The sequence below is a fragment of the Sulfurisphaera javensis genome, from assembly GCF_041154675.1.
GTDB lineage: Archaea > Thermoproteota > Thermoprotei_A > Sulfolobales > Sulfolobaceae > Sulfurisphaera > Sulfurisphaera javensis.
Genome location: NZ_AP031322.1, coordinates 1,987,806 through 2,008,386 on the forward strand (window position 1 = coordinate 1,987,806; position 20,581 = coordinate 2,008,386).

General features: G+C 31.9%; 24 protein-coding genes, 1 tRNA gene and 1 pseudogene. 17 read left to right on the top strand and 9 right to left on the bottom strand.

Features of this window, described 5'->3' with window-relative positions; translation table 11 throughout:
- The first annotated feature begins 1 nt into the window (after window position 1).
- From ACAM25_RS10975 to ACAM25_RS11000, 6 genes are read left to right on the top strand one after another with little or no spacing between them, the layout of a single operon-like run.
- Window positions 2–1,312, top strand: coding sequence for a proton-conducting transporter membrane subunit (locus ACAM25_RS10975; protein WP_369611670.1), 1,311 nt, complete (start codon window positions 2–4; stop codon window positions 1,310–1,312).
- Window positions 1,309–2,442: a hypothetical protein gene (locus ACAM25_RS10980; RefSeq protein WP_369609761.1), complete on the top strand. Its 1,134-nt coding sequence runs from the start codon at window positions 1,309–1,311 to the stop codon at window positions 2,440–2,442. The genes ACAM25_RS10975 and ACAM25_RS10980 overlap by 4 nt, the downstream gene beginning before the upstream one ends.
- A complete protein-coding gene (locus tag ACAM25_RS10985) occupies window positions 2,439–3,059 on the top strand; it encodes an NADH-quinone oxidoreductase subunit B family protein (RefSeq protein WP_369609762.1) in 621 nt (206 codons plus the stop codon). The genes ACAM25_RS10980 and ACAM25_RS10985 overlap by 4 nt, the downstream gene beginning before the upstream one ends.
- Window positions 3,056–4,792: a proton-conducting transporter membrane subunit gene (locus tag ACAM25_RS10990; protein WP_369609763.1), complete on the top strand. Its 1,737-nt coding sequence runs from the start codon at window positions 3,056–3,058 to the stop codon at window positions 4,790–4,792. The genes ACAM25_RS10985 and ACAM25_RS10990 overlap by 4 nt, the downstream gene beginning before the upstream one ends.
- The gene (locus ACAM25_RS10995) at window positions 4,789–5,730 is read left to right on the top strand and encodes a respiratory chain complex I subunit 1 family protein (protein ID WP_369609764.1); all 942 of its coding nucleotides are present in this window, start codon (window positions 4,789–4,791) and stop codon (window positions 5,728–5,730) included. Before ACAM25_RS10990 ends, ACAM25_RS10995 begins: the two co-directional genes overlap by 4 nt.
- Window positions 5,723–6,340 carry a hydrogenase gene (locus tag ACAM25_RS11000; RefSeq protein ID WP_369609765.1) on the top strand — a complete coding sequence of 206 codons (618 nt, stop codon included), beginning with the start codon at window positions 5,723–5,725 and terminating at the stop codon, window positions 6,338–6,340. Before ACAM25_RS10995 ends, ACAM25_RS11000 begins: the two co-directional genes overlap by 8 nt.
- A gap of 202 nt (window positions 6,341–6,542) precedes the next feature.
- On the opposite strand, the gene ACAM25_RS11005 is transcribed toward ACAM25_RS11000, so the two are convergent.
- From ACAM25_RS11005 to ACAM25_RS11015, 3 genes and pseudogenes are all read right to left on the bottom strand, one after another.
- A complete protein-coding gene (locus tag ACAM25_RS11005; protein ID WP_369609766.1) occupies window positions 6,543–7,577 on the bottom strand; it encodes a cellulase in 1,035 nt (344 codons plus the stop codon).
- A 346-nt stretch (window positions 7,578–7,923) separates the two neighbouring features.
- Window positions 7,924–8,271, bottom strand: a pseudogene (locus tag ACAM25_RS11010) (PaREP1 family protein).
- Between the two features lie 63 nt (window positions 8,272–8,334).
- Window positions 8,335–8,817: a hypothetical protein gene (locus ACAM25_RS11015; protein WP_369609767.1), complete on the bottom strand. Its 483-nt coding sequence runs from the start codon at window positions 8,815–8,817 to the stop codon at window positions 8,335–8,337.
- 109 nt (window positions 8,818–8,926) lie between these two features.
- On the opposite strand from ACAM25_RS11015, the gene ACAM25_RS11020 reads away from it, so the two are divergent.
- From ACAM25_RS11020 to ACAM25_RS11065, 10 genes are all read left to right on the top strand, one after another.
- Window positions 8,927–9,322, top strand: a complete 396-nt coding sequence (locus ACAM25_RS11020) for a hypothetical protein (RefSeq protein WP_369609768.1) — start codon at window positions 8,927–8,929, stop codon at window positions 9,320–9,322.
- Complete coding sequence (locus ACAM25_RS11025; RefSeq protein ID WP_369609769.1) at window positions 9,319–9,723, top strand: hypothetical protein; 405 nt, start codon at window positions 9,319–9,321, stop codon at window positions 9,721–9,723. The genes ACAM25_RS11020 and ACAM25_RS11025 overlap by 4 nt, the downstream gene beginning before the upstream one ends.
- 140 nt (window positions 9,724–9,863) lie before the next feature.
- The gene (locus tag ACAM25_RS11030) at window positions 9,864–10,259 is read left to right on the top strand and encodes a hypothetical protein (protein ID WP_369609770.1); all 396 of its coding nucleotides are present in this window, start codon (window positions 9,864–9,866) and stop codon (window positions 10,257–10,259) included.
- Window positions 10,259–10,594, top strand: coding sequence for a hypothetical protein (locus ACAM25_RS11035; protein ID WP_369609771.1), 336 nt, complete (start codon window positions 10,259–10,261; stop codon window positions 10,592–10,594). Before ACAM25_RS11030 ends, ACAM25_RS11035 begins: the two co-directional genes overlap by 1 nt.
- Entirely contained in the window at window positions 10,591–10,881 is a 291-nt protein-coding gene (locus ACAM25_RS11040) for a hypothetical protein (protein ID WP_369609772.1), read from the top strand. Before ACAM25_RS11035 ends, ACAM25_RS11040 begins: the two co-directional genes overlap by 4 nt.
- Window positions 10,882–10,893: 12 nt before the next feature.
- On the top strand, window positions 10,894–11,616 hold the full coding sequence (locus ACAM25_RS11045; protein ID WP_369609773.1) for a biotin/lipoate A/B protein ligase family protein: 723 nt from the start codon (window positions 10,894–10,896) through the stop codon (window positions 11,614–11,616).
- Window positions 11,613–11,834 carry a hypothetical protein gene (locus tag ACAM25_RS11050; protein WP_369609774.1) on the top strand — a complete coding sequence of 74 codons (222 nt, stop codon included), beginning with the start codon at window positions 11,613–11,615 and terminating at the stop codon, window positions 11,832–11,834. The genes ACAM25_RS11045 and ACAM25_RS11050 overlap by 4 nt, the downstream gene beginning before the upstream one ends.
- Window positions 11,831–12,646: a radical SAM protein gene (locus ACAM25_RS11055; protein WP_369609775.1), complete on the top strand. Its 816-nt coding sequence runs from the start codon at window positions 11,831–11,833 to the stop codon at window positions 12,644–12,646. The genes ACAM25_RS11050 and ACAM25_RS11055 overlap by 4 nt, the downstream gene beginning before the upstream one ends.
- Window positions 12,628–13,473: a radical SAM protein gene (locus ACAM25_RS11060; RefSeq protein ID WP_369609776.1), complete on the top strand. Its 846-nt coding sequence runs from the start codon at window positions 12,628–12,630 to the stop codon at window positions 13,471–13,473. Before ACAM25_RS11055 ends, ACAM25_RS11060 begins: the two co-directional genes overlap by 19 nt.
- Before the next feature lie 43 nt (window positions 13,474–13,516).
- Window positions 13,517–14,935: an L-aspartate oxidase gene (locus tag ACAM25_RS11065; protein WP_369609777.1), complete on the top strand. Its 1,419-nt coding sequence runs from the start codon at window positions 13,517–13,519 to the stop codon at window positions 14,933–14,935.
- Here ACAM25_RS11065 and nadA read toward each other — a convergent pair.
- Both nadA and nadC read right to left on the bottom strand, forming a co-directional pair.
- Window positions 14,924–15,862, bottom strand: coding sequence for a quinolinate synthase NadA (gene nadA, locus ACAM25_RS11070; protein WP_369609778.1), 939 nt, complete (start codon window positions 15,860–15,862; stop codon window positions 14,924–14,926). The genes ACAM25_RS11065 and nadA overlap by 12 nt on opposite strands.
- A gap of 63 nt (window positions 15,863–15,925) precedes the next feature.
- On the bottom strand, window positions 15,926–16,756 hold the full coding sequence (gene nadC / locus ACAM25_RS11075) for a carboxylating nicotinate-nucleotide diphosphorylase (RefSeq protein WP_369609779.1): 831 nt from the start codon (window positions 16,754–16,756) through the stop codon (window positions 15,926–15,928).
- A gap of 100 nt (window positions 16,757–16,856) precedes the next feature.
- On the opposite strand from nadC, the gene ACAM25_RS11080 reads away from it, so the two are divergent.
- Window positions 16,857–16,944 (top strand) — tRNA-Thr (locus ACAM25_RS11080).
- Here ACAM25_RS11080 and ACAM25_RS11085 read toward each other — a convergent pair.
- The 4 genes from ACAM25_RS11085 to sufC form a co-directional block, all read right to left on the bottom strand.
- A complete protein-coding gene (locus ACAM25_RS11085) occupies window positions 16,926–17,072 on the bottom strand; it encodes a ribbon-helix-helix protein, CopG family (protein WP_369611671.1) in 147 nt (48 codons plus the stop codon). The two genes, ACAM25_RS11080 and ACAM25_RS11085, sit on opposite strands and share 19 nt — an antisense overlap.
- 70 nt (window positions 17,073–17,142) lie before the next feature.
- Entirely contained in the window at window positions 17,143–18,300 is a 1,158-nt protein-coding gene (locus ACAM25_RS11090) for a SufD family Fe-S cluster assembly protein (protein WP_369609780.1), read from the bottom strand.
- A complete protein-coding gene (gene sufB, locus ACAM25_RS11095) occupies window positions 18,301–19,740 on the bottom strand; it encodes a Fe-S cluster assembly protein SufB (RefSeq protein ID WP_369609781.1) in 1,440 nt (479 codons plus the stop codon).
- Between the two features lie 88 nt (window positions 19,741–19,828).
- Window positions 19,829–20,566: a Fe-S cluster assembly ATPase SufC gene (gene sufC / locus ACAM25_RS11100; RefSeq protein ID WP_369609782.1), complete on the bottom strand. Its 738-nt coding sequence runs from the start codon at window positions 20,564–20,566 to the stop codon at window positions 19,829–19,831.
- Between the last annotated feature and the right edge of the window lie 15 nt (window positions 20,567–20,581).

Sequence of the window (20,581 nt, forward strand, 5' to 3'; positions counted from 1 at the left end):
GTTGAATCTAGTATTAACTCTAATATTAACTCCTATATTAGCTAATGCTTTTTATTTTAAAGGTATAAAATACTCTACTATAGCATCTGGAATATATCTCGTTTTTATTTCTTTATTAATGCTTTATTTTCACTTTAACATTCAGAACGAGTATTTTTTCGTTAGTAATATAACTTTATATTTCATACTAATGGTTTCTTCAATTTATTTGCTATCTTCTATCTTCTCTATGAGTTATTTGAAAGTAGAGGAGATGAGAATAAGCGAGAGACTATATTTTCTATTGCTGAACTTTTTCGCCTCTTCTATGCTATTTTCATTGGTTATAAACAATTTGGGTCTTATGTGGGTTGGTATAGAGGCTACTACTATCTCTACTGTTCTTTTGGTTTCAGCTGAAAAGTCTGAGGTTGCATTAGAAGCATCTTGGAGATACTTAATCTTGGTTTCAGCTGGGGTTACTTTTGCTTTTATTTCTGTAATACTTTTTTATTATTATTATCATACTTTAACTATCTCTACGTTATTGACTGAAAAATATAATGGTGGTTTGGTTCTTAAGTTTGCCTCAGCAATAGGTCTTATAGGTTTCGGGACTAAAGTGGGAGTTTTTCCGGTAAATACTTGGTTACCAGATGCTCATAGTGAAGCTCCACCTCCAATAAGTGCTATGTTTTCTGGTGTTTTATTGCCAGTAGCATTGTATGTTCTTCATATAATTTATCAGATTTCTCCTTTACCTACATTGTATTCTTGGTTTGCTGTAATATCTATAGTTGTTTCATCTTTAATTATGGCAAGTCAAACTAACATAAAGAGGCTTTTTGCCTATTCAACTATAGAGAATATGAACTTAGCCTTGTTAGGAATTACTTATGGGTCTTTATTTGGAGTTATAATTCTTCTTATATCCCACGCTTTTGGAAAAGCTGGAGCGTTTTATTCCTCTGGGTTAATCCTTACGAGTGTAGGAAGTAAGAGGATAGATAATTATGGATTATGGAGATTACGATTTACTCCATATTCTTTGATTTTGTCATCTTTAGCAGTAACTGGTGCTCCTCCTTTTGGAACTTTTATAGGAGAATTCTTAATATTATCCACTGTTTTGCATTACTCAATATTTCAATTTATTATAGTATTAATATCATTAGCTATAGCTTTTATTTCTATAAATTTCCATGTTAGTAGGATGGTCTTTAAAGGGGAGAGGGCTTTAATGGATGAAAACAAGGTAATGGGTTTTGTGTCTCTTATTTCTTCTATTATATCATTAGGCATTGGTGTTTATATCATATGGTGGGTTTTATGAAGAGAATTATAGGTAAACTTGGGAAATATTGCTTATATTCTGATTCAGTTATTGAGGGTGAATGCCCAGAAGTGAAAGAGGAGGAAGAAATGGGAAGAGTTGTTGGTTCTTTCACTTTTACTTATGGTCCTTCAGCTGGCGGTTTATTTGAATCTGTCAAAATGGAGATAGATACTTTTGGAGAGTATATAAGGAAGATTGCAGTTGATCCTTACTTTAAGTTAAGGGAGATAAAAGTTTTAGGAAAGAACATAGATGATGCTCTGCTTTTGATAGAGAGAATTAACGCTTCTTTCTCTGCCTCTCACAGTATTGCGTTTATTTCAGCCATTGAGAAATTTTCAGACGGAGAAACAAACCCAGATGTTAGTTACTTAAGGATATTAGAGATAGAGCTTGAAAGGATAAGGAATAACTTGTTTGTTATAGAGAGAATGGCTGAATCTGCTGGCTTCTTAGTACCTGCATATCAGTTGCTTTATTTAATAGAAAAAGTGAACAGAAAGATTGGAAAAATATTTGGGCATAGGTACTTTTTTGGGGTTAATTCGTTGAATGAGGTTAGAATAATTGATGATAATGTGAAGTTTGATGATATAGAAAGGGAGTTTAAAGAAATTTACCCAGATATAATTAAAAACAGAATATTTATAGATAGATTGCAAAATAATGGAGTTATAAAGGACGAGAGGAGTATAGGACCAGTTGCTAGGGCTGCTGGGTTTGAGTATGATGCAAGGAGGGAGGATTTACATTTGCCTTATAATGATTTTGATTTTTCGATACCAAGATATGATACTGGTGATGCTTTTGGGAGATTAATAGTTAGGGCTGAAGAGGTGTTTGAATCTCTAAGGATTATTTCTCAAATCAAACTAAAAAGAGCTAGACAAAGTATTAAGGTAAATGAAGGAGAAGGAATTGGAAGGGTTGAGAGTCCTTCTGGTGATTTAGCTTATAATGTTTCTATAAGTAATGGTAAAGTAATTGATTTGAATTTACTATCGCCATCTTCAATAAATATTAAATTTTTCTCTAAATCTATGGTAAAAAACATTTTTACAGATTTTCCATTTAATTGGGAAAGTTTTGGAATTTGGATCTCTGAAGTTGGGGTGAAGTTTGTATGAACTGGTTTTTGAAGGGTTTAAAAAAGGGTATAAAGACTGAAAGGGTTATACAAAAGAATGAAATTGCTTTATGGTCTACAAGGATAATGAAGGCTAAGGAAAATGGAAAAGTCAGTTGCCCAACTAGTGCTATAGAAAATAGTATATGGAATCCAGAAAGGTGTATCTTTTGTGGTAGATGTTATCCTTACTATTATCCTAACGGTGATGAGGACATTTTTGAGGTAAAGCAAAATAATAAGTTGTTTAAACGGTCTTTTTATGTTTATCCTATAGATGTTGGTACTTGTAGTGGATGTAACTTTGAGGTAAAATTGTTAGCTTCTCCTCAATATGACATGACAAGGTTTGGGATATTTTTCACAAATACTCCTAGACATGCTGATGCACTTTTAGTAATGGGTGTAATCACTGAAAGGATGGAAGAGGTTCTGGAGAGAGCTTACGATGCTATGCCTAATCCTAAATTAGTTATTACCATAGGCACTTGTGCTATTTCTGGTGGTATAATTGGGAGGAATCCTAAGATAAAACCTGATGTAGTAGTTTATGGTTGTCCTCCAAATCCTTACACTATTCTTAAAGCGTTAATAAAGGCTAAAGGTGACAAGTTATGAACCTCTTAATAGTTTATCTTGGCTTTATAATATCGGCGTTAATATCGATTTTTAACAAAAAGTTAGGATATACTTTTTCCGCTATTTTCTCTTCAATTTTTATATTTTATGGGGTTAGTGTTGGTAATATATTTGGGTATTTTTATGTTATAGCTGGATTAGTGTGGTTATTTTCTTCAATTTTTTCTATTTTTTATGATAATTATGGGAGATGGCTTTCTCCACTTTTTATAATTTCAATACTAGGGATGAGTGTAGCGTTTACATCAAATAACTACGTAAGTTTTCTAGCTGGCTGGGAGATAATGACTATTGGATCTTACGCTATTATAGGATTAAATAAAAAGATAGATTACCCAGCGTTTACTTTTATGGGTTTTGGAGAGCTGAGCACTGTTTTAGTCTTAGCAGGATTTTTATATGCTTACAATGTGACTGGGAACTTAGAATTTACCAGTTTACCTACCGCATTACCCTTGATAATTTCAACTTTTGGATTTATGATAAAGATGGGAATTTTCCCATTTTTAGTCACTGAATGGTTACCAATTGCTCACGGAAATTCGCCAGCTAATGCTTCTGCTATACTAAGTGCCTCAATGACCTTAGTAGCTATATATGGAATAGTTAAAATGGCATTGCTTTCTCCTATTTTGCCTATTTTCGGATATATAATTATGAGTATAGGTGGTTTTTCTGTATTCTTTGGAGCTTTGTATGCTTATGTTTCAAATCATGTTAAAGGTTTGCCAGCTTTTAGTACGATAGAGAATAATGGTGCCATATTGACGTCTATTGGGGCTTACATGATACTTCCTAATTCAACCTTAGGATATTTTGCATTACATACAGTAATAGTTTTTGCTTTTGCTCACTCTATTGCTAAAACTGGTATATTTCTTATCTCTGGAAGCGTTGAGGGTGAAGATCTTGACCATATTCAATCAATAAGGAATAAGTTAGGTAAGATAGGGGGAATTTTACTTACATCTTCTATGTCTGGTTTATTACCAAATATAGGTGGAGTTGCTACATGGAGCTTATTACAAACGCTTTTCATGGAAGCTTACGCTTTTCATTCATTTATACCTATAATTGTAGGCTCTATAGTGGCAATGGGAGAAGGGTTTGCTACTGGTGCAATGATTAAGTTCATTTCATTTACTCAAATATTTAAGGGGAAAGAGGGAAGAAATGTAAAGCTTTTTGTTCCTTTCTTAGTTAGTCTTTTTGTTCTATTTTCTGGGTCATTGTCATATGTATTTTACCCTAAAATTTTCATAGGAGGTGTTCAGAGTTTAGGAGTAATTAATGGCTTGCTGATCTTCTCAAAGTTAAGTCCAACAAAGATTTTTGGTGGTATTTCTCCACTATATGTTTTGTTTCTAATTGGAATATTTAGCGTAATTACGTTAGCAATATTTGGTAAACCTAAAGTTAGGAGAACAGAAGTTTGGAACAATGGAGTTAAGAAGGTAGAAAGTTATACTGCATTTGCTTTTGCTAATAATATAAGGATGATGTTGACAAAGTTATTAAGAACTAAGATATATCTTCATAGTTTAGAGACCTCTGCAGACATATTTTGGGAATTTATGTATCGCCTATCCAAAAAATATGTTGACTTCTCTAGATCTTTAGCTAGAAGTTATATGAACAGCGATATAATGTGGTATATGATTTACATGATAATTGCATTTATCATAGTATCTATTTTGGTGGTGATATTATGATCTCAACATTAATAGAAACTATAATTCAAGTTTTTGGTGTAGTGCTTTTATCTCCATTGTATTCCGGAATATTAGATAAGTTAAAAGCAAACATAGCCTCTAGGAAAGGGCCTAGTATATTTCAACCTTATTACGATATTTTCAAATTATTAAAGAAGGAGACGGTAATTTCAAATTACGCATCAGAGGTTTTTATTTATACTCCATATATTATATTTTCTATATATTTAGTGATCTCATTTGTTATTCCAGTTGTTTACCCAGAACCGGTTTTCTTTACTCCTATTGTTGATTTCTTAGGTGGAGCTTTACTTTTCTCTTTAGCTTCTTTCTTAAAAATAGTTGCTTCTATGGAATCTGGTAGTAATTTTGTTTCTTTGAGTGCTGCTAGAGCTTCCTCTTTTAACTTTCTTGGGGAAGCTACTCTTATAACTGTGTTTTTTGCTGTTGCTTTAGGTACAGGAACAAATAATCCTTATGTGGAGCACGAGTATGCTGAGTCTTTTACATTTTATTTAGCTTTAGATCATGTTACAGCTACTGTTGCTTTCTTTATGCTATGGATATTTGAGACTGGAAAATTACCTGTAGAGAGTTCCGGCTTATCTGAAATGGGTATGATTGATGATGGATTGCTTTACGAGTATAGTGGAAAACCATTGGCTTTGTTAAAGTGGGGAGGTTACATTAAACAATATCTTTTGGGTTCTGTGTTGCTGAATGTGTTTTTATTCCCATGGGGGTTGCAAAGTGGTGTATTTGGTGCAATAGAGGACTTAGGTATAATGTTTCTTAAATGGATGTTGCTGATTTTCATTACTTTAGTAATTGATTCTAGTCTTGCAAAGTTAAGATTGTACAAGATTCAAGATTTCTTAGCTGTTGCATTTGTCCTTTCTGTTTTGTCTCTTTTATTGGTGGTGATTCAAAATGAATGAGATAATAGAATTAGTATCTATGTTGGTTATTATAAGTGCTTTTTATATTCAAGGACAGGCATATTATAAACCTTTAATTGAAGCCAGTGGATTGCAATCAGTTATAATTGGTTTTTTATCCGCATATCTAGGAGTTATGACTGGAACTTTGGATTATTATATTTTAGCAGTAATTATTATATTACTGAGAGGATACTTAATTCCTAAAATTTTGCTAAGAACAATTAAAGGGAAATATGAGGAAAGAGAGAGAATTACTGGAGTAGCATCTTTGTTAGTTATCGACTTAGCGTTCTTTTTCTCAGCTGTGTTAATAATTTATGAGATAATAATTTCAAGAATTATTCCTCATTCTTTTTACATAGTTTTTGCTTTATCTCTGTTTTTCCAAGGATTATTTTTAATTGCTTCAAGGAAAGCTACACCAGTACAGATTATAGGATATATTGAGGAGGAGAATGCTTTAGTTATGTTAGGTATATTTCTTATTCCTATACCACTTTTAATAGAAGCCAGTGTATTTTTAGACGTATTAGCCTTAACTGTTATCTCTACAATACTGATTTTGGAGAAGAAAGAGCATAGAGTGATTGAAGAGTTAAAGGGATGACTATTTTTACAATAAAGTTTAATTATTTAAGAAAAACTAATTAGAAATCGTCATAGTGCGTCTTTTAGGTATAAACTCAAGGCATTACTATCTCTAAATAAAGATAAGACGAAAATGTTTATATACGCTAAACATTAAGTGTATATTTGGAAAGTTATAGAAATAATTTATATCTTTATGAGGGCATTATGAAAAAGTTAAATTAACTAGTAGAGTGAAATTCTTCTATGATATACCATTGATATAAGTTATATCCTAACAGCACATTCGTTCCATTAAATTCCATTCCAACGCGAATGTTTAGCAGATACGTATCATAAGGGTCATAATTTGTTACTCCATCCTCAATTAAGAATGATCCCATATTCTTTAATACGCTTGCTATTGGAAATCCAATCAGTCCCTCAATTGGTTTTACTGAAATGAAATATATAGTAGTCCACCCTCCAGCAGACCCAGTTTGTGGTAAGATATATACGAAGTATGGCCAGTTACTATAATAGGTGCCGTTAATGTATGTTGGAATCTGCGTAATTCCCAAGTATTTGGCATATTTAAGAAAGCCTGGTGTTGTGTTAAGATTCTGTTGCCAATACATCCAGATCATAATTTCATAATCCCCATAGTGTAGGTTGTATGCGTATGGGTTTGGTGAAAGCCAAATATCATACGAGAAATCATTTATTGTGCCATTTATATCCCAAACTGAGAAATTAACATAAGAGTACATATAGGTTGGTAAATCTTCAACAAGCTCTGGTAATTCTAAATATGGTGATTCTATAGTCTTATTGTACACTGGGAAGAATGGTTCATCCCCATAAATAACATCTGGATAACCATCAACCATAATTGTTGGTGTAATCTTTTGAACGTTTGTTAGATTAACAGTAACGTGTAAGAAGGGATTAACAGTCATATTTACAACCCCTTTAGCAGATTTCACATTCCACATATACGGTGAAATGTAAAGAGAAGTGTTAACACCATAAATTTCACCAAGTCCATATTCACTATCAGCGAGATAGTTACCTATCATGCTAAAATATGTTGGCTTTCCAGGGAATAAGGTCAATGTAATTGAATTATCTGAAATGGTAGTAGTCGCCTTGGAATTACTTAACGTATTTGTTAAACCACTTAAATTACTTTGATGACTCTTTAAACCTATATAATAGCCAGCAACAAAGGATAGTATAAGAAAGAGAACTATTATTATAACTATTTTTATCCTCATATTTTATTATATCATCATTCTGGTTTTAAAACATATCAAAATAATTGACCAACGACCGAGAAGTAGCTATCTTACGAGCTTCCTATAATGGCAAATAAACTTCTAAGGAATCTAAAGAAAGATTAACACTACTAATAAGTTTTTAGATTACTTTCCATGATCTTCAAAACTTAAGATTGTCTAAAACTTTACGGAAATACTAGCATAAAGAGGAAGGGATACATAAAGTACAGATTCTTAGCAGGTTTCTTAGTTATAGTTAAGGGAAGGAGAGTCGAGTACAAGCGAATGAATGTAAGATTTCCGGAATGTATAGAGAAGAGATCGAATGGTTATGGTTAAAAATTCAGAGAAAAATTACAATTTTCTTTATTTTATCTCCTCTTATCCTAACTTGGTCAACCTTTAATTTCATTTCATGAAAACCATAAACGTGTAAAGACCATGACGCTAACCAAATTTCCTAAACTTCTGAAGAGGCTCTCTTCGCTATTTCAAAAAGAAAGTTTTTATCTCATCTTCTTTTACTCTTTATTTTTTCTAATATGTCTGTTATATTCAGTTTTACAGCAATTAGCTTTAATGCTTCTTCAGCAGCTTTGTAATATTTTTCACTAGCTTGAACCACATCACCCTTACTCAAAAACTCATCAGCCTCATGTAAGTATACATCTGAAGCTGTAAGTAAATTCACAATTAGTAATTAGATCGTGACTATTTATTTTTGTACTAGATTCGAAATAGAAAAAGACTATTTTTATCTTTTCCTTCTACTTAAAATAAATCCTATTATGATCATTATTATTCCTATTAAGAAGAGTAGAATTGCAAGACCTATTAAACCTCCACCAAAAAATATGTTTGTAGTCGTGACGTAAACTATTCCGAGATACATAGTGACATTTTGAAAATTAGGATTATGGAATGTTATGTGCCCTTGTTTTTGTGGCAGAAATTCAACAACTCTACCTCTAGATATGTTAATTGGAGTTGCATTTGCAGGCAAGTTGTAAACGTCCACGGGAGAAGTAGAATTATAAAATAGGAGAACTATTGAACCGTTAGACACATAAGGTATTGTATAATTTGAAAGTGGTTTAATCGTTATCTTTTTAGCATTTGTTATAATATTTTCAACTTTAGCTCCTATTCCTTGGAAGACTGTTAAATAAAATCCTATTGCCCCTATCACTATGCTAATAACAAGAATGATTATACCTATTTTAGTTAATTTGTGCATGATTATAAGAAAAGCGTAAAAGATATAAAACTGTTAGATATACAAATGGTTTTTCTATATCTTAGATTCGGGTAAAAACTTAATATAAGTAAATTATCAACGTAAAATAATGATTAGTATAAATAAGGCAATGCGAGTAATAGCTGGTATTGCTGGAATAGGATGGAGTATATTGCATTTGAGTGTTGGGTATAATGCAGCTACTATTGCTGCCCATGTTGTTGGTAATGCTTCTTTCATTTTCGCTATTTATTCAGAATACTTTGGTTTTAATTCAGCATTATATCTTTTTGAGGCATATGAAATTTTAACTTATACTAGAAAATTGTTACCATACTTTTTCATATTAGATTTGTGGAATACTTTTCTAATTATTTACACTCACGTTCTTCCTGCTCCTTTTCTTGGTAAGCCATTGCCCATAATTCCTCAAGTTCCAATAGCAATTGTCCTAGATTTTATTTTGCTTTTTACTATATTTTATCTACTGGTGAGGGAAAGATGATATATAGCGAGAGAATAAAATTTGATCACTTTTTATTAAAGATCATCAAAAGACCGGAGTTGTTTGTACCATTAACATACCATTTTCATCTGGTAGAAAAGGGAGAGAGATTTATAAGTCTGTTATACCCTAGGGAAGACATCAAGGACGTAAAAATTGAGGAGCATTTACAGAAGTTTATTCTTATTTATAAAATGACTCCACAGGAAGTTACCTATGTGTTTGATAATGAAAAAGGAATAAAATATACCATTACTATTACAAGTAATTTTATTTCTGATAAATACTTAACTATTTCGATAATTAGTGAGAAAAAAGGATTTTTAAAATCTCTCCCTATAAGTGAAGAGCATATATTGACTCATATAATTGAAAATGTAAAATATTTGGTTAATGAGTAATTTCTTAGTTTATTCTATATATTAGAAATAAAATTATTTTAGGCATAAATATTTAATTATAATTTTTAAGATAAAGTTAATAAATTCAAGAAAAATTTAAAAGATAAGAGTTCTATATATAATTTTTGAAGGTGAGACAAATGAATATAAAGAGCCTTAACAGAATTGTTTTAATTTCATCTTCGGTATTATACTCCATAAACATAATTCTTTCAATTTCTCTATATACTCTTTTATCTGTAATTTCTTTACCAATAAGTAATGTCGCAATAAGAAGTATATTAATTTCTGTTCCTTTGATTTCTGGGATTTTTAATGCATTAATTCTTGCTATGATAACTATGAGCTTGAAATATGCTGAATATTATGGTATGGGTAAATCAGTTTTAGCTATCATTATCTATTTAGCATATTATTTTGCGTTCAAACCCCCTTCATATGTTCTAATATTAATGTTTTCAATTATTGCTTTATGTATAATACAGATAGGTGATCTATTAATGTATGCAAAAGTACAGAAGGAGATGTTTGGATAATGCTTATAAAATTTGAGTTAACAGGTAAGGAAATTTTTCCTTCTCAAGTTACCGGGAGTTTTGCTTACAAGACAAATTTGATTTTAATTATTAGATTAATCCAAGGTAAGAGGGTTTTGTTTATTGATTATATTTCTCCTCCTCAACACTTAGGATCTTATGAACCGCCTCCTTTTTTATCTGGTAAAATATTCTTTTACGAAATTATTGAAATACCGGAAGAATATTCACCATTTATAAAGTGTATAGCAAGAGAGGCTGAGAATAAGTTATCTCCCCTTTTCAAAAACAAAAAGTTACATTGTGATAAGGAAGTGACGGTGGTAATAGAATGAAGATTAATAACATATTTAATTGTGGACAAGTAAAATGCATGAAAACTAATGAGTTTTGTATTGAAGTTGATAATATAAGAATAGTGTATTCTATGAGTTTCAACTTTGGCATAATAACAGAAATTCAATTTAAATCGACCAATTATAAGTCTATGTGTAATATCGTATTTGATACTAGAAAAGAAAAAATTATAGAAGTAGAATGCATAGGTTTTAAGGCTGATAAAGTGAAATTAACTCTTGAAGAATGTTTCAGACAAGAAGGACTTCTTTATAAGCCAGCTTAATAATTTTCTTTTATGAGATTAATTGTCGAGGAAGGAAATTCTGGAGATAGACAAATGGCATTAGATGAGACCATGCTTATTTTACTTTCTAAAGATTTAATACCAGAAACCGTGAGGCTATGGAACTTTAAGCCTACAACTTTATCATTAGGAAGATTTTTAGCTGTTAAGGATTGGGTGAATGAGGAGGTTTTATCTCAATACGGTTTCCCCTTAGTAAGACGTTTTACAGGCGGAGGACCAGCCTTACATGATGAAAATGGAGAAATTACTTGGAGTGTTGTGCTAAAAGGAAATGATATGATGAAAGCATATCAGCTTATTTCTAAGGCTTTAATTCACGCATTGTCTAAATTTGGTTTAAAGGGGGAATTTTCTCCGATAAATGATGTTATTGTTGAGGGTAAGAAGATTGTTGGAATGGCTGGAGCTATAAAAAGAAATTCAATATTAGTTCATGGGACTTTCATGTATGATACTAATCTAGAATATATGAAAGTTATTAAATCTCCTAAAGTTAAGGAAGTTGAAAGAGGAGAAGCTAAAGCTAGAGTTACCACTCTTTCCATTCTTTTAGGTTATAAAGTGAGCAGGAAGGAAGCTTTAAATGCATTAATTGAGGGATTTGAATCAATATTTAATCTTGAGGACGGTGAGTTAACTGATTTGGAAAAAGATATTTCTGAATCATTAAGGTTTAAATACACAAATCCTCAATGGACATATTTGAGATGATATGCGAGAAAGCCTTTAGGTCTAGGGCTGGGAAGACTGTAATTTTAAGGGTTTATGATGATAGAGTGGAAGTTACTGGTGATTTCTTTACAACTGATGATAATTTAGCAAAAATTGAAAGTTATCTTTCGATGTTAGAAAAGCCAGATAACGTTTTTATTTTAGGTGTTGAGGTTGATGAACTGTATGAGAAAGTTTTGGAGTGTGTTAAAAAATGAAAGTTTTGCTTTCAGCAGGAACTTATTATTTTTTGAAAAAAGGGATAAAGATTAGTGAGACTGCCTATGCTTTACAATATGGAGGGTGTGAAGGTAAATGTAAGTTTTGTACACAGTCAATTTACAGTAAAGCTGATAAATCATATCTATCAAGGGTAAAATGGTATTTGACTGAGTTAGACGAATCAGTAAGTAACAAACTTTTAGCCTTTACTCGTTTTTGTTTGCAAACAGTTATTAAGAAGAATTTTGTTGAAGAAGTTATAGATATTCTCGAACTTGTGAAGAATAAACATAAATCTGTTACAATAACACCTATTGACATTTCTTACCTTTATAAATTCAAAGAGTTAGGAGTAGATTATCTTGGAGTTGGATTAGATACTGTTAAAAGTTTATGGGATTATGTTGGAAAACCTTACTCTTTTGAAGAATATATAAAATTCATAAAAGAGGCTGTAAAAGTATTTGGAAATGGTCACGTTTATGCTCATTTAATAGTAGGTTTGGGAGAGAGTGATGAGGAGTTAATTGCAGTTATGAAAATGCTAAAAGATATTGGAGCAAATGTTGCACTTTTTGCCTTTACTCCCATTAAAGGTACTCCTTTTGAAAATTTGCCAAGGCCAAGCTTAGAAAGGTATAGGAATATTCAGAAAATTAGATATTCTCTCTTTTATGGAAAAGAAACTGATTTTGCTTATCTAACTTCTGGTTGTCCCTCTTGTGATAGACCTTATTATAATGAAGATCCGAGAGAAAAGCTGTATAATATTCCTTTAAGGGATCTAAAATGGTATTTGGGTTCGTGATTTTAAAAAAATTTAATGTAATTAGCATATCTGGAGGCTCTTGCTCTCTTAGCTGTTCTTATTGCAACTCAACTTACATAAAAAGCATGGAATCTGCTATTTCGGAGGAAGAGTTTTATAAACTTGTAGTGAAAAAGTATATGAAAGGGACTAGAGGTTTTTTAATTAGTGGAGGTTTTAATCCTAAAGGGGAATTATTAAATTTAAAGAGAATTTTGCCAGTTATGAAAAAGGTAAAGAAGGAGTTTGAAGATATAATTTTTAACGTTCACCCTGGATTAGTAGATAAAACCACTATTGAAGAAATGAGAGATGTTGTTGACATAGTAGACTATGAGTTTGCCTATTCTCCAAAAGCGTTTGAAAGTAAAGGAATAGAAAGAAAAAGAGAAGAATACATAAAGGTCTTAGAGGATTTCATAGATTATGGACCAAAGTATGTTGTTCCACACATAATTTTAGGCTTCCCTAATGATGAGGTAGAGGAAAGTATAAAAATAGTTTCCTCTTTAAGGCCTTACCTAATTAACTTTTTAGTTCTAATACCAACTAAGGGAACTCCATCTGAAAGTATACCTATTCCTTCGATTTCTGAGATTATAAAATACATAGAGTTAGGAAGTAGATTAATGAATGGGAAAGTCAGTGTTGGTTGTATGAGACCATATAAAATTAAGGATGAACTTGATAAGCTAGTAGTAGAAAGGAATCTAGTCGAAAGAATTGCTAATCCTTCAAGAAAGATCTGGAATAATATAGAATTATATGACGCTTGTTGTAGCTTACCTACTGAGTATTTAGATAAATTTAAGATAAATTCAATTTAATAAAAAGAAAATTTTTATACTCCGAACACATGTTCGATAATGTATGATCTATATAATTGGTTCAGGAATTGCTGGCTTATCTGCTGCGGTAGCGCTAAAGAAATCTGGGAAGAAAGTTACTGTAATAAGTAAAAAAGTAGATGGAGGTTCTACTCCAATTGCAAAAGGTGGTGTAGCTGCGGCTGTTGGAAATGATGATAGTCCAGAGTTACACGCACAAGATACTATTAAGGTTGGAGATGGTCTTTGTGATATAAAAACTGTCAATTATGTTACTTCTGAGGCTAAAGGAGTTGTTGAAACATTTGAAAGCTGGGGTTTTGAATTTGAGCCAGATTTAAGATTAGAAGGAGGACATTCAAAGAGAAGAGTTCTTCATAAGACTGATGAAACTGGAAGAGAAATATTCAACTTTTTACTGAAGACATCTAAGGAGGAAGGAATTCCTATCATTGAAGATAAGTTAATTAGTATAAACGTAAAGGATAATAAAGTAGTTGGCTTTGTTACAGAAAAGAGAGGTTTAGTAGAAGACGTTGATAAATTAGTATTAGCTACTGGTGGTTACTCCTATTTGTTTGAATATTCATCTACTCAATCTACAAATGTTGGAGATGGAATGGCTATAGCGTTTAAGGCTGGTGCTATTTTATCGGATATGGAGTTTGTACAATTTCATCCAACAGTTACTAACCTAGGTGGAGAAACTTTCTTACTTACAGAGACCTTAAGAGGAGAAGGAGCTCAAATTTATAATGAAAAGGGAGAAAGGTTCCTTTTTAATTATGATAAGAGAGGGGAACTAGCTCCTAGGGATATCCTTTCAAGAGCAATATATACTGAAATGCTAAAGGGACATAAAGTTTTCATTGATTTAAGCAAAATTGATAATTTCGAAAAGAAATTCCCTGTAGTAAATGCTTATTTAAAGAGACATGGTTATAGTTATAAAGATAAAATATTAATCTTTCCTGCAGCTCATTTTGTAGATGGTGGGATTAGAGTAAATATTAGAGGAGAAAGTAACATAGTGAATTTATATGCAATTGGTGAGGTTAGTGATTCTGGTCTGCATGGAGCTAATAGGTTAGCTAGTAACTCACTTTTAGAAGGTTTGGTTTTTGGAATTAACTTACCTAGATATATAGATAGTTCATGGGAAGGTATTTCAACTGATGATGGAGTAATATATTCTGTTAAACTTCATGGTACCAAAAGATTTAGCATAGAAGAGATAAGAAAAATTAACTGGGATAACGTTGGAATAATAAGAAATGAAGAGAAGTTGAATAAGGCTATACAGCTTTACACTGATTCTTGTCAAAATGAGGTTATAATATCTTATTTAACCGCATTAGCAGCTGAGATTAGAAAAGAAAGTAGAGGTAACCATTATAGGGAGGACTATCCATATAAGGATCCTAAATGGGAAAAGAGAATTTACTTCAAGTTAGCTACTTAAAATTTTCATTGTTCTTTCAAATGCTTCTTTAGCTTTTTCAGCAACGTCTTTAGGAACTTTAACCTCATAAACTTCTTCTTCTAATGATCTTTTAATTTTCTCTAAAGTAATCATAGCCATATATGGGCATCTTGCGCATGCGCAAGCTTCAGTTGTAACTAATGGATAAAACGTTTTGTTGGGAACTTGAATTTTCAAAGCATTTATCATTCCCAACTCAGTTGCAACAATAAACTCCTTATATGGACTCTCTTTGGCAAAGTTTATTATTTGATTCGTTGAACCTACAAAATCTGCAGCTTCAAGTATTTCTAAAGGACTTTCTGGGTGAGCCATTAATATAGCATTGGGATATTTTTTCCTTGCTAATGTAACTAATTGCTTAGTGTAATTAGCGTGAACAATACATCTTCCATTAGGAGGAACTTTAATTAATTTCTTACCTGTTTTTCTTTCAACATAATTAGCTAAATTAGCATCTGGTCCAAAGATAATTTTATCAGCATTAAGGCTTTTAACAACTTTTATAGCTGTAGATGAAGTTACAATATAATCAGCTAAAGCTTTTGTATAAATGCTAGTGTTTATATATAGAACTACTGGTGCCTCTGGATACATTTCCTTATACTTTTTTAATGTTTCAACATCTAAAGAATCAGATAAGGAGCAACCTGCATTTGGATCAGGGGATAATACTTTCTTATCTTGGTTTAATGCTGCAGCTTGCTCTGCCATAAAGTAAACTCCGGCAAAAACAATTATATCTGCATTAGTTTTCATTGCTTTTACAGCTAAATCATAAGAATCACCAGTAAAGTCAGAAACTAATTGAACGCCATATTCCATGTAATTGTGTCCTAAAATGATTGCATTCTTCTCTTTTTTTAATTGTTTTATTTGATTTATTAATTCCAACATATCTGGCATGGTTCCTCGAACATGTGTTCTGTGCATTATAAGTTTTTAAATATTACTATCAAAAATTTGTTTTTATGATTTAAATATGTCAAGAGAGAAGTCTAAAGACCTAGAGCTGTGTGTAATATAACCGCTAGAAATTATGTCTACACCAGTTTTAGCATATTCAATTACATTATCTGGCGTAATTCCCCCAGAAGCTTCTATTATTATTTTCCCTTTTAAATCCCTTACTATGGGTTCTATTTCTTCTGGTTTCATGTTATCTAAAAGTATTGCATCAGCACCAGCTTCATAAGCTTCTATTGCATGTTTATAAGTGGAAACTTCAACCTCGATCTTCTTTGTAAAGCTATTAAGTTTTTTAGCTTTTATAACAGCTTCCTTTATACTCCCTAAAAGCGCTATGTGATTATCTTTGATGAGAACTGCATCAGATAAATTAAATCTATGAGGGTCTCCTCCACCTACTTCGATTGCATATTTTTCAAATATCCTTAATCCAGGGGTAGTTTTCCTAGTTCCAGCAATTTTGACGTTAGGATTGACTTTTCTTGCTAAATCAGTCATTAATTTAGTTACTGTGGCAATTCCAGATAGTTTACCTAAAAGATTTAATGTTAATCTTTCTACTCCTAGAATAGTTTCCGCCTCTCCTTCCATCTCAAGAAGTATATCTTTCTTTTTTATTTGTGTACCATCTTGAAGGTAGTTTATTACTTTTACTCCGAGATATTCAAGAAACGGTATAATGAACTTTTGACCAGCTAAAACTCCTTCATCTTTAGAAACAATAACTGCTTTACATTTAATTCCAGAGACGATTTTACTTGTTATATCTTCTGGGTAAATATCTTCTTCTAGGAATGTGAGAAGTTTGTTTATAATTAATTGTGTTATCACAAGTAAAAATGATCATATAAAGTAAAAAATCATCTTTAAAACATGTCGGTCGAGCAATCTCAAAATAAACTTTATATCTTATATCTCTATAATATTATTTGCCGCTGTAGCTCAGCCTGGTTAGAGCGCCGGCCTTGTAAGGTTGCCAGGACAGCCGGCGGTCCGGGGTTCAAATCCCCGCAGCGGCTTTTTTCTCACTTAAATACCTTATTAAAGCCTCTCTTATAATTTCGCTTCTACTTATCCTATTATTTAACGCATAAAGGTCTAATTGCTGCAATAGGTCTTCTTCTACTTTAAATGTTACTACTCTCATTTTTCCTCAAGTAATACCTTAAAATAAGATTTTACATAAGTTATGTTTGACATAAGTAAGGATAGAGAGACTAAACCGAAACTATTATCTTACTGGACGTAAGTACTTCTTCAATTATTTTCTTTAATATTTCAGGATCTTTTTCATCTTCAATAAAGCCTCTAATTAAGAATGATTCTGCTTCCTTTCTGCTCAATCCTCTATTCTCCAAATAGAATATTAAATCCTCAGGCACCCTTGATACTGATGCAGAGTGTTTAGCCATCATAACTCTACCAGTTTTAACTTCTAACATTGGTGCAACTATTGCTTTAGCGTCTTTTCCTAAAATAAATGCCCTTCCTATTATAGAGGTAGAAGAGTCTAAAGCAGTTTCATTTATTGATGCGTCTCCTCTTATAACAACAAACGCATTATCTGTCGCTATTCCCTTCAAATTTCCATCACTTACACTTTTTTGTCCTTGATGTTGTACAATAATTCTAATGTCAATTTTATCATCATTTGTTCCAATTGATTTTGCACTAAAAACTGATTTAGATTCCTTATCAAGGATTGTTGTATATTCAATATGTGCCATCTTTGATTTTGTCGCAAATATAGTACTATTAAGTTCTCCTTCACAATATACTTTTACGTAATTGTAAATATAAGAGGAAGTAGAAATTAAAGTAAAGTTCGCTTGAGAATCTCTAGATACTCTTAATGAAGTTATTGCTGTTTGGAGAGAATTAGGTATTTCATTTTCAGCTAAATATACTATATCAGTTATTGCACCATCTTTTACATTTATTTCAATATTTGCTGGAGAAAAGTAATTTCTCTCTGCTACTCTATGATAAATAAGCACTTTATCCGATTTTTCTATATCTATCTTGATTTTTCTTGATAGAGCTAAAGTTAATGCGACTAGTTTATGTTCTTCTGGTTTTATTAAACTATTAGTTGGTTCTTCGGATACTAATCCACCGCTTATGAAATCATCTTGAATATAAATTGTCCTATATCCTTCTAATTCATATTTCTTCTTTATCTCCTCTTTACTTGGAAAGATTGTAAGGTTTAATTTATCGTATTCACTCCATTCAGTGTAATGTTTTACTGTTGGAGAATCGTTAATCACTTGATAAGGTAAGGATTCAGCCAAAGAAAGTAATTTTTGTCTTTCTCCTTTATTTTCTAAATTAGAAATATATTTCTCTGCAGAAGAAAAATCTATTATACTCATTTATGCCACTGCACCTAGTTTATCCAATTCTAACTTAATAACCTTATTTAGCATCGTTGCATATTCAAATGGCAATTCTTTCATTATTTCATCTATAAATCCTAGAACTAACATTGAGACAGACTCTTTTTCGTCTATTCCTCTATTCATTAAATAGAACAGTTGATCCTCGTTCATTCTAAAAGTATGGGCTTCATGAGCTACATCAGCGTCTTCTTCGAACACCTGATTGTGCGGAAATGTATAAGCTTTTGTTTTCTCATCAAGCATTAAGGAATCACACTTTACAAAGGCTTTTGCACCAGTTGCTCCTTTGTTTACTCTAATTAATCCTCTGTATATGTTTACTCCACCATTAAATCCTATGTTCTTATTAATCACTTTACTTTTTGTATTTGGTGCAGCATGTATCATCTTTGAACCACTATCTTTCCATTCTCCTTCACCGCTAGCTAGTGTTACAACTAAGCTTGTTGAAGACGCATTTCTTCCTCTTAATATTGTTGAGGGATAAACAAAACTGTACTTTGAACCTAAAGAACCTTCTACCCATTCTACTGTAGAGTTTTCATCAGCCCATGCTCTCTTATTGTTGAAATTAATTACATTTTTACTCCAATTTTGGACAGTGGTGAACTTTATGTAAGCGTTTTTCTTAGCATACAATTCTACCATACCATCATGGAATGAGAATTTCTTAAACTGAGGGGCTGAACAACCTTCAATGAAATGTATGTAGGAACCCTCATCTGCAATTATTAAAGTGTGCTCAAATTGTCCTTCCATTTCACTACCTATTATAAAGAATCCTTCTACTGGTGTTGTGATCTTAACGCCTTTTGGAACATATACAAATACTCCGCCACTCCATAATGCTCCATGCAATGCTGCGAATTTGTGATCAGATACTGGAAATATTTTTGTAAAATATTCTTTTATTAGATCTGGATATTTTTGTATTGCTTCTTCTGGAGGCATCATGATAACTCCTTTTTTAGCTAACTCTTGCTTAACGTTTGAGTAAATTGATTCTGACTCAAATGTAGCTACTAGTCCCCCTAAATATTGTTGTTCTGATTGAGGAATTCCTAATTGTTCATAATATTTTCTTATTTCTGGGGGAACTTCATCCCAGTTAGAGGTTCTTTCTGCATCAGGCTTAATGTAAATTTCCATTTTTGAAACATCAAGTTCTGATAAGAAATCTGGTAACCAGTTTGGAGTAGGAAGTTTTTCAAATAATTCTAAACTCTTTAATCTTAATCTAAGCATCCACTCGGGTTCTTTCTTTAATTTTGATATTTCAACTATTACATCTTTACTTAATCCAGACTCAACTACACGTTTATGAAACTCAGATTGTGTTAGGTTATTATTTTTAGCCTCGATTGCAGCGTTTATGAGCTCGTTAATGTCAAGGGAGAATTTTTCTTCTGGCATTTTGGTTTACCTATCATTAACTCTGTTAAAGATATAATATAAGCTTATCTATAAATAAGTAAAAATTTTAAATTATAGAAAAAGATTTTTACTTAAGCACTCCCTCATATCCTTTTTCATCTATAAGTTTAGCCAACTCCATACCGCCAGTTGCAACTATTTTGCCTCTGTAAAGAACGTGAACTTTATCGGCTTTTACATGATCAAGTATTCTTCTGTAGTGAGTTATTATCAAATAACCAGTGTTGTTTTCATTCTTAAGTTTTAGTATTGCTTCAGCTATCGCTCTAAGCCCATCAACATCAACACCCGAATCTGGTTCATCAAGTATTGCTATTTTAGGTTTCATTAGTAGCATTTGAAGAATTTCTGTTCTCTTTTTTTCTCCTCCGCTAAATCCTTCAAAAATGCCTCTATTAAGTAATGCGTCAGTAACTCCAACATTTTTGCTTAATTCTTTTACAAAACTAATTACTTGTAAAGGTGAGTTTGATGAACCATAGATTCTATTATATTCAGCAACTAAAAGTGTTGATAATTTTACTCCGCTTATTTCAATAGGATTCTGGAATGCTAAAAATAATCCTTTCTTTACTTTTTCATGGGTTTCAATGTTTGTAATATCTTCTCCATCCAGCAATATTTTTCCTTCAGTTATCTTATATTTTGGATGTCCCATTATTGCTAATGATAAAGAAGTCTTCCCACTACCGTTAGGTCCCATTAGTACGTGGATTTCTCCAGAATTTATAGTTAATGAAACACCCTTTAGTATTTCTTTTCCTTCCACTGTTACATGGAGATTTTCTATTTGCAAAGTTGCCATATATATCACTTCCAC

Bases quoted from the DNA above. Each gene is read 5' to 3' on its own strand.
- ACAM25_RS10980 (WP_369609761.1), top strand. From the start codon at position 1,309: ATGAAGAGAATTATAGGTAAACTTGGGAAATATTGCTTATATTCTGAT.
- ACAM25_RS10985 (WP_369609762.1), top strand. From the start codon at position 2,439: ATGAACTGGTTTTTGAAGGGTTTAAAAAAGGGTATAAAGACTGAAAGG.
- ACAM25_RS10990 (WP_369609763.1), top strand. From the start codon at position 3,056: ATGAACCTCTTAATAGTTTATCTTGGCTTTATAATATCGGCGTTAATA.
- ACAM25_RS10995 (WP_369609764.1), top strand. From the start codon at position 4,789: ATGATCTCAACATTAATAGAAACTATAATTCAAGTTTTTGGTGTAGTG.
- ACAM25_RS11000 (WP_369609765.1), top strand. From the start codon at position 5,723: ATGAATGAGATAATAGAATTAGTATCTATGTTGGTTATTATAAGTGCT.
- ACAM25_RS11005 (WP_369609766.1), bottom strand. From the start codon at position 7,577: ATGAGGATAAAAATAGTTATAATAATAGTTCTCTTTCTTATACTATCC.
- ACAM25_RS11015 (WP_369609767.1), bottom strand. From the start codon at position 8,817: ATGCACAAATTAACTAAAATAGGTATAATCATTCTTGTTATTAGCATA.
- ACAM25_RS11020 (WP_369609768.1), top strand. From the start codon at position 8,927: ATGATTAGTATAAATAAGGCAATGCGAGTAATAGCTGGTATTGCTGGA.
- ACAM25_RS11025 (WP_369609769.1), top strand. From the start codon at position 9,319: ATGATATATAGCGAGAGAATAAAATTTGATCACTTTTTATTAAAGATC.
- ACAM25_RS11030 (WP_369609770.1), top strand. From the start codon at position 9,864: ATGAATATAAAGAGCCTTAACAGAATTGTTTTAATTTCATCTTCGGTA.
- ACAM25_RS11035 (WP_369609771.1), top strand. From the start codon at position 10,259: ATGCTTATAAAATTTGAGTTAACAGGTAAGGAAATTTTTCCTTCTCAA.
- ACAM25_RS11040 (WP_369609772.1), top strand. From the start codon at position 10,591: ATGAAGATTAATAACATATTTAATTGTGGACAAGTAAAATGCATGAAA.
- ACAM25_RS11045 (WP_369609773.1), top strand. From the start codon at position 10,894: ATGAGATTAATTGTCGAGGAAGGAAATTCTGGAGATAGACAAATGGCA.
- ACAM25_RS11050 (WP_369609774.1), top strand. From the start codon at position 11,613: ATGATATGCGAGAAAGCCTTTAGGTCTAGGGCTGGGAAGACTGTAATT.
- ACAM25_RS11055 (WP_369609775.1), top strand. From the start codon at position 11,831: ATGAAAGTTTTGCTTTCAGCAGGAACTTATTATTTTTTGAAAAAAGGG.
- ACAM25_RS11060 (WP_369609776.1), top strand. From the start codon at position 12,628: ATGGTATTTGGGTTCGTGATTTTAAAAAAATTTAATGTAATTAGCATA.
- ACAM25_RS11065 (WP_369609777.1), top strand. From the start codon at position 13,517: ATGATCTATATAATTGGTTCAGGAATTGCTGGCTTATCTGCTGCGGTA.
- nadA (WP_369609778.1), bottom strand. From the start codon at position 15,862: ATGCCAGATATGTTGGAATTAATAAATCAAATAAAACAATTAAAAAAA.
- ACAM25_RS11085 (WP_369611671.1), bottom strand. From the start codon at position 17,072: ATGAGAGTAGTAACATTTAAAGTAGAAGAAGACCTATTGCAGCAATTA.
- ACAM25_RS11090 (WP_369609780.1), bottom strand. From the start codon at position 18,300: ATGAGTATAATAGATTTTTCTTCTGCAGAGAAATATATTTCTAATTTA.
- sufB (WP_369609781.1), bottom strand. From the start codon at position 19,740: ATGCCAGAAGAAAAATTCTCCCTTGACATTAACGAGCTCATAAACGCT.
- sufC (WP_369609782.1), bottom strand. From the start codon at position 20,566: ATGGCAACTTTGCAAATAGAAAATCTCCATGTAACAGTGGAAGGAAAA.